This window comes from Nocardia sp. NPDC041819 (assembly GCF_055590505.1).
On sequence record NZ_JBVJAP010000040.1, the window covers coordinates 1 to 7,863 of the forward strand.

At 60.9% G+C, this 7,863-nt stretch carries 5 protein-coding genes; 2 read left to right on the plus strand and 3 right to left on the minus strand.

Annotated features, from left to right (window positions below; all coding sequences use genetic code 11):
• Positions 1-758 precede the first annotated feature (758 nt).
• Positions 759-1,652, plus strand: a complete 894-nt coding sequence (locus tag ACZ6DL_RS37745) for a hypothetical protein (RefSeq protein ID WP_466058501.1) — start codon at positions 759-761, stop codon at positions 1,650-1,652.
• A 101-nt stretch (positions 1,653-1,753) separates the two neighbouring features.
• Here ACZ6DL_RS37745 and ACZ6DL_RS37750 read toward each other — a convergent pair whose 3' ends face one another.
• From ACZ6DL_RS37750 to ACZ6DL_RS37760, 3 genes are all read right to left on the minus strand, one after another.
• A complete protein-coding gene (locus tag ACZ6DL_RS37750; RefSeq protein WP_466058503.1) occupies positions 1,754-1,927 on the minus strand; it encodes a hypothetical protein in 174 nt (57 codons plus the stop codon).
• A 51-nt stretch (positions 1,928-1,978) separates the two neighbouring features.
• Positions 1,979-2,134 (minus strand): hypothetical protein, encoded by a 156-nt coding sequence (locus ACZ6DL_RS37755; protein WP_466058505.1) that lies wholly within the window; start codon positions 2,132-2,134, stop codon positions 1,979-1,981.
• 1,452 nt (positions 2,135-3,586) lie between these two features.
• Positions 3,587-6,250: a LuxR C-terminal-related transcriptional regulator gene (locus ACZ6DL_RS37760; protein WP_466058507.1), complete on the minus strand. Its 2,664-nt coding sequence runs from the start codon at positions 6,248-6,250 to the stop codon at positions 3,587-3,589.
• A gap of 822 nt (positions 6,251-7,072) precedes the next feature.
• Between ACZ6DL_RS37760 and ACZ6DL_RS37765 the strand changes: the two genes are divergently transcribed.
• Complete coding sequence (locus ACZ6DL_RS37765; protein ID WP_466058509.1) at positions 7,073-7,297, plus strand: DUF397 domain-containing protein; 225 nt, start codon at positions 7,073-7,075, stop codon at positions 7,295-7,297.
• Positions 7,298-7,863: the final 566 nt, after the last annotated feature.

The window sequence follows — 7,863 nt, forward strand, 5'->3', positions numbered from 1 at the left end:
GAACGACGCACCGACATCCACCAAGGACTCCTCGACCTCGCAGCCGCCCTCATCTGCTGGCGAAGACTCCGCAACCGAACCCGATAGGAGCTCTATGCTCGACAACGTGAGGGTGTGGCGAGTTGATTGTCAAGCCGGCCCCTGGGACGTCGGAACTCGCACGGCCCGGCCTTTGGGGAGGTTGGACACGTGTACGGACTCGGCCGGGCCCGTGGCGCAGTGGCGACCCGTCTAGGGACGCGGGCGCAGGTTTGTGGTCACGTACATTTTATTCAAGCCATTTCGGCTCCGCCGATCTAATGTCTGACCTGCCTTTCGGTCATCATCAAGTGACCGAACATCATGGTCGTCGGGAGGGTTGACAGCATGACGAGAACTCGGTGCGCTCCGCGTGATCATCCTTGGTCTGCGATTGCGTCGCCAGCTGACGCAACGGATTGGCGAGACCGAGAAACCCATATCTGCCGAGTCTGTAGTGGTATTGCTGCCGCCGATGTGATTCCCTTTGCGGCCAGCGCTGCTTTCGTGATAGTCCGGATTGCCCGTGCCGCGGCGATCGTCGGGACTTGCCCCATACCGGGCGCATTGGTCACTCGGCAGACTGAGCGGATGCGCGCTCTAGTAGCGATTCACTCCCATCGGCCGATAGTGCTCGCCAGTTCGTCGACTGATGGGATCGTGTCGCGTTGACACGTTGTGATCTCTGCCTGTATCGGTCTGTTGGGCTGCTTCGACAGGGGGCAGGTTTCAAGCAGAGAATGTTAGGAATCGAGCGGCTGGAAGTCGATGGCGGCTCAGATTGTCGGATTCTGCGGCGCACGCTTCGTGCCACGGCTGCGGTGAGCCTCTCGGAGGTCGAATGGATACGCCGAATGCGGTCGACCGGGACCATCCTGCAGCCCCGGGTCAATGCCATCAACGGAGATGTCGTCGGCTACATCGCGCAGCGGCATGATGCCTACAGCGACCGCCTCGGTCCTGCGATCACCGACCTAGAGGTGGGCGCTGGTTTGAGTTTGCTCGACCTGCGCGAAGGGTGGGAACCCGACCCGCACGCGATCGCCGCCGCACTGACCGAGTGGAAACTTCCGCGTTCGGTGGCGCCGTCAGCCAGGGAAACGGTGCTTTCGGCGGATACCGCGTTGTGGGCACATGCTCTCGCTGATGCCAAGGGTTTCAACGAAACGCTGGCACATGTTCCTAGCGATGAGCGCGCCGCATGGGGGTGGGCGGCAAGCCGGGTCGCGGGAGTGCTGGCGATTTGGTCATGGCGGACGGAACCGGACGCGAAAGGGCCATTCGCCGTCGCCGCACACGAAGTGGGTATGTCAGCACTAGCGGCTGGGAGTCGCTTCCGTCCGCCCTTTCTTCGATCGCTCGCTCCGGATCTGGAACAGACAGCGTTCGTTCTGGCTCAGGTGTGCAGGGAGGTTCACGATCCGCTCACCGAATCCGATTTGATCAACGAACTGATTCTCAGTATCGTCGCAATTGTGACGGCGCACCGAGAACGGGGGGAAGTGGCCCGAGCGTCGAGGATCTACGCCACCGCAGTGGATGCCCTCGAATCGATGCGACACGACATACATTCCGCCTCACCCATCTCGGTGATCGGTTGCCAACTCCGGCTCGGGCGCCCATCACCGCCCTAGCCTCGCTATCAACACACCGGGCACTGCGGAATTCGCGAACTAGGTTATGTTTCGTAGGTATTTCTGGTTCACGCCCGTAGGTCGTGGGGTAAGGTATAATCTCAGCCGTGGCAGAGACTGTTGGTGGTCCCTGCCATGTGCTGCTCCCAAGAGGGCATGATCAGCTCCTTGACGTCTTCGCTGGGACCCCTGGGATCCGGGGCGTAGACCCGCCGCAACGCAACGTCCTGTTCGGCCTCGGACGCCACCGTGTCCACTCCAGAGCGCTCCAGCATCGCCGGTATCGGGAACTGGAGCAGACGGTGCAGATCGCGCGCAACGTCGTCTCACGAACGGGTCTGCCACTCACTCATCTTGAGCTTCGTATGGTCGGCACGGTCCGTCACGGCCGGCCCACCCGACCACACCGGCCCATACCAGCCGTCAGCGAAGATGTGCACGACCGCGCCCTTGTGCCGCCAGCCGTCAGTCAGCCCTCCCATGTCTCCTACTACTCTCCAGATGTGATGTCAGGTTTTCCCGACACGCCGGTCAAAGTACGCAAATATCCGAACACTACCCATATGGCTATTTTCCAGGTTGGCCATGGAATTGATCTCTGGATAGAGGGGCGAATACCTCCGGAGGAAGGAAGGTGGATGCGGGTGGAAAGGGTAGCTGTGGACCGTTCGTCGATTCTGCGCCGTAGCGCAAGCACCCAGCAGGGCCAGGTACCGTCATGGCCCGCATCCCGACCCACGAACCCTCATCGACAACTTTCTTCACCACCAGCGCCGACAAATCCGAGAAAATCGGCTCGACAGCAACATTCGCCACATTCACCGAGTGGTCTTGTCCCCGGACACTGCGGCGAGCCACCGGAAGTGAGCCAGAGTCGGAGTTACGATACTCCCAATCGTGGCGCTGCTGGTCACGGTTCAATGAACAGTCGTTCGCACGGCAGGCGCGTCAACAGGCGACAGTCCTGGATGCTATCGCATATCAATTCAATCGTGCACCAATGCGTCCGCTTCCAATCATGGATCAAGTTGCGTACTGCCGCTGCGGCGACCGCGTAGTCGAAGACAACGTCGGCCAGCCAGATTCGAATGTGGACATCGCCTTCGGGTGGGCTCCACCCTCTGGCCGTCATGGCTGATCGCTATCTTCATGCATTACCGTGCCAACCTTTCCGGACGAGGCTTTAGCCAGCGGAGTTGGTCGGTCGCGGCACGCGCGAAAGGGTTGGATTCCAGCTTGTCCCGTGGCAGCGTCGGCGAGAAGTGTCGAATAGATTGTTCAACATTTATTGAATGAGGGGATTGTGGATCGCTCACCATTTCCTGAGATAACGTGCACGAATTAGTATTCCCTCGCGGTACCACGATGCAGAGGCCGATGCCACCGCGTCGAACAACGTAGTTTCCGCCGTTTACTTATTCATAGAGTTTGTGTGGCTGTTGCCCCTCCTTTGACGGACGAGTGTGATTACTCACTGAATTATTCGATCACGCCGGTGTCGCGAGGCAACGCCGAGCTTTTGTATCCACGATTTTCGTTGGGGACGGTTCGCTCGAGCATCGAGGAACTACCTACTGCCTACCTAGGTGCACCGGGTGTTCCAGCATGGCTGTCGTTGATGAGCCGGTGCTCGAGCCGTGTGACTCGGCCGACTGGGAGTCGGCCATGTCACGCTGTGTGGGTAGTAGCAAGGTCAGGCAGGCCGGAACCGCCTACGCGGGCGCTGCGGACTTGCGGCCCTGACAGACTGCGATGTGTGTAGAGCGGCACTTCACGAAGTCCGATACGCAGCCAACGTTGGGTGACGGAGGCCGAGATCGCCCTCACCGCGGATGGTTCATGCTTAGGTGCTGGGATCGAGTTTCTGTTGAGGATTGCTTGTCTGCGATGTACATCAGTTTACGGCCGGGCGGCATCGTTCAAGGTAAACGGGATCAGTTCGTCCTGTTGTGGCGGCCGCTGGCGTGTTTGCCGTCTGCGCGGGGTGGTCGTTGGGTGGCCTCGGTCCTGACCTTGTCGAGGATGTCACGGGGGAGATGTTCGATGATGTCGTCGCGCGAGGTGATGAGTAGCTTCTGGAAGATCGAAGCTATTTGTGTGTCGATGGTTCGAGGAGAGTTTCCGCGGCGGGCAGCTATCGCTGGGTTGGTCCACCCGGCGGCGGCGAGGGTGGCGACTTGTTGTTCGGTGGGGCTCAGGTCGCGCCAGCGCGAACTGCCCTTTTGTTGAGCAGGGGACCGTTCCGATGCGTTGCTGACGCGGAGTGTGCCCAACGCGACGCGCTGCGCTTCGTTGTGCTCAGGTCGTAGTTGGACGCCACGGGCCTCGGCTGCGGCGAAGACGTCGGGCCCGAGTATCTGGCGTGCGATGGTTGCTGCCTCGGCCGAGGCAGCAGTGAACGCCCCCATCGCCTCGAAGTTGACACCATGTTCAGCACGCAGTGTCACGCCTCCTCCAACAAGGTGGGCGATTTCGGTCGCCCACGCGACCAGTGAACCGTGGTCGGAGTCGCTTGCAGACGTCGTGTCAGTAATGGCGCGGGCCAATGCCCAGATTCTGAATTCGATCGCCAACACCACTCCGTACCGTTCTCCCGCGGCGATGAGGTCTGCCAAGGACTTTCGTTGCAGTGCCAGCGCTTCGATGTGGTTGCCACCTTGTCGGCTCAGCGCGATCGCCTGTGCCTGCCCAGCCCATGCCTGCTCCCATAGGAGTCCGGAGGCGGTGGCATGTTCGGCGCAGGCGTGGGCGAACTCGTAGGCTTGTTCGGCCGTGCCGAGCAGGTATGCGGCGAAGGCGGCGAAGAACATGCTGAGCGTTGCACTCCCGGGGTCGCCGAGGGCGTCGAATTTTCTCCGTGCGCGAGTGAGGACGGTGATAGCGCGGGCATCGCTGTGAGCGAACATCAGCTCAGCTCCCCACGCGAGTTCGACACACGCCGGCAGACCGATGTCGGTCTCAGCGCTGTGGCGCCAGCTCGCTCGGATGTCGGGTTCGGCGAGGCAGAGGGCGGCACAGTCGTCGAGTAACTTCTCGGCATCTTGTGGGCAGCCTTGGATAAGTGCGAGCCATGCGATAGCGGCCATAGCCGCGACCTGTAGTTCGGTGGTTTGTGGCTCTGAGGCACGGGTCGCGTTGAGGCAGCGCTCCGTCCAGCGGCGTATCTCGGCTACCGAACCGCTGGTGAACGGAATGCGTAGGGCGATCAGCATCAAGCAGATCTCCAAACCGGCCGCTGCCTGGCCCGAGGCCGTGATGCTGGTTTCGATCGCGGTGACGGTATTCGACCAGGCCGCTTTCGCCCAATCCCATAGACCTTGGTGTTCGGGATCGGTGCGGTGGGCAGCGGCGTAGGCGATCTTGTCGTGGTAGTAGACCAGGTGGCGGTTGGCCAGTCGGACGGGCTCATCCACCTCAGATGTGGAGCGTTGTTGTAAGCGATGGTGGGCATACACCCGAAGGCTCTCCACCAAGCAATAGCGCACCTCGGTCGGTGTCATGCGCACCGAGACCAGGGATTGCTCCACCAGACGCTCCAGCAGCTCCTCGATTTCGGCTTGGGCCAAGCTGACCGTAGCGTCGTTCGGCAGTACGCGGTCTGGCACCGGTGCGGGTTCCAGATCGGTTTCGGCGCTCGGGCGATCACTGCAGATGGATTCGATGGCGTCGAGGTCGGCACCGGTGTCTGGGGCGGCGGCAGAGTCGTCAGGATTGGTGTCATGGCCAGCGGCGAAGACGGATAGACGCTCGAAGAGCAAGCGTTCCTTGTCGGTGCACAGGTTGTAGGACCAAGTGATCACATCGGTGACCGATCGGTGACGAAGGTCGGTCCCGAAGCGGCGGCTACGCGGCCATCGCAATCGGGCGTCATCGGCATATCCTGTCAGCCCGCGCAGGATTACCGTCGGCGGATGGTGGTGCAGTCGCGCGGCGGCAAGCTGGATATAGAGGGGATGATTCGATACCCGGCGGCATATTTCCGCAGCTGCGCCGGCTTGGACATCGCCGGTGATGGGGTGGCCAGTCAGTTCGGCGCGGTAGAAGAACAACTTCAAAGCTTGCTGGTGCGACAACGGCGGAACTGGAACGATGTGTTCATCCACCCAGCCGATCGGTTCTCTGCTAGTCGCCACGATGGTCAGATCAGGGATCGTATCGAGCAGGTCGGCCGCGAGTTGCCCCACAGCAGCCAACACATGTTCGCAGTTGTCGAGCACCAAGACCGGCCGCGAACTACGTCCGGTGGTCTCGTTGCTGCGCGCGAGAGTGGCGAGCAAGGTATCGCGCACCGGCCGGGCAGAGTAATCAGCGCCGACAACGGTATGGGCGACTTCCTCGATGACTGCACCCATGTCCGAGTCCGCGGCTAGCCGGGCCAGACGCACCCAATGCACGGGCACACGCGCGATCTTTCTATACCGGCGAATGCTCTCGGCCGCAAGGCGCGTCTTACCGATGCCACCTGGTCCGGTGAGCGTTAACAGTCGAGACGAGACCAGGAGCAATGCACCGATCGTTGCCAACTCACGGTCTCGACCCACGAAGAAGTAGGCTGGCGTAGGCAAATCTTTCCCGCGCTCGCCACGCTGATCAGCCACACCCCAGAGCATAGTCACCGCCGAGGCCTGTCAGAGGCGATCTGTAGGAATTGCCGTGGCCGCGGCCACACCCGGCGGCGGGCTCGTGTATGCACGAAAATCGCTCGAAGCGGCGACGTCGCGGCTACCGGTGAGGTATGTGTCCACTGCGGCCTTGTCGTACTCGACCTCCGTCACCCGTGCCATTCTGCCCGGCTGACGGCTGATGCATCGCTTCGCGGTCGCTGCGCCACTCTCACGGCGAACTCGTCCTAGCGCGGCCTCGAAACCGACGCAATCGTCGAGGCTGGTCGGCCTTCTCGAAACCGATGCCTGCTGTATAATGCGGTTCCGGCTGTGGGTGGGTGTGGAGCGGCTCGGCGCCATGTATTGGCCCCGGCTAAATGCCCTGTAGCGGCACCGGACCAGTTTACACAAGCGGCGAACTCTGACCAGCCTCAATCGAGTTCCTTCCTGTACCGCCCTTCCGGCTCCACGTGCCAGAACGCTCAGCGACAGTACACCCCGCTCACCGTCTGCTTCCAAGAATGGGAATCCTCAATCAATCGTGAGCACGGTCTAGGCAGCGCACGTTGCGAATGCTCGCATGTACGAATTTTACCCAGCGGGGGCAAGCCGGATGCCACTCCCTGTGCAGGCATCAACCGCGACGGGGAAAGTTCTTTCTAGTCTGGGGTGCGGCGAAACGCTACGATTCGAGTCGCCGCCTCTCGGGAACGACGCGGTCGGCAGGAATGACGATGGCGACACCCGCGTCATCTATCGGGCTCCGACTCGGACAATTCTGTTCGCATCGGTCCTCCAGAAAGGAAGATTTGGCTTATGAACCCTTTGCCTTTGCCTTTGGCGGTGGAGCAGATTCTCAGCCTGCTGTGGCATACCGCGAGCGCCTGTGGAACGGGTACCTGTGTCGAGGTCGCCAATGTCGACGATGGCCGTGTTGCTGTGCGCGACACGAAGAACCGCGGCGGAGCCGTTCTGGTCCTGGCCCCGGAGCAGTGGGACCCATTCATTCGAGGAGTCGCGCGAGGAGAATTTAGCAGCTGACCTAACGTCCGACCTTGGATCGTAACTTAAGATAACGGTCGACCCGGTTTGGGACACTATCCCAGCCGGGTCGGTTCCTGATAGAAGCATGTCGGTCCCGACTGTAATAGATCTCGCCTGTGATGCGAAATGATGTTATCGTCGACGGTAGGCGAGCCGGCGGCGGAGATCTCGTATTCCGACGGCGCACCTCGCCGAGCCCTGCCTGTGAGATGGGCCAAATTTGGAAACGGCGCTGTTCGGGATTTATTTAGAAATTGTGTCGATTCACTGGTTGTGACGAACTGCCTCTCGATCGGGGGAGGGCCGGACACGTCCGTTGCCGATATAGTCGTACCATCATATTTTGCGCTATTTGGCTCCAAGTGGCAGCGGATGAGAGGATGATCTCTGTTCATCGATCTTCGATCAATGAACCTCGGAATCTCAGGAGAGATGCCCCGACGGGAAGAAGCTGACGGCTCGATTGTGCTTAGAGCTCCTATCGGGTTCGGTTGCGGAGTCTTCGCCAGCAGATGAGGGCGGCTGCGAGGTCGAGGAGTCCTTGGTGGATGTCGGTGCGTCGT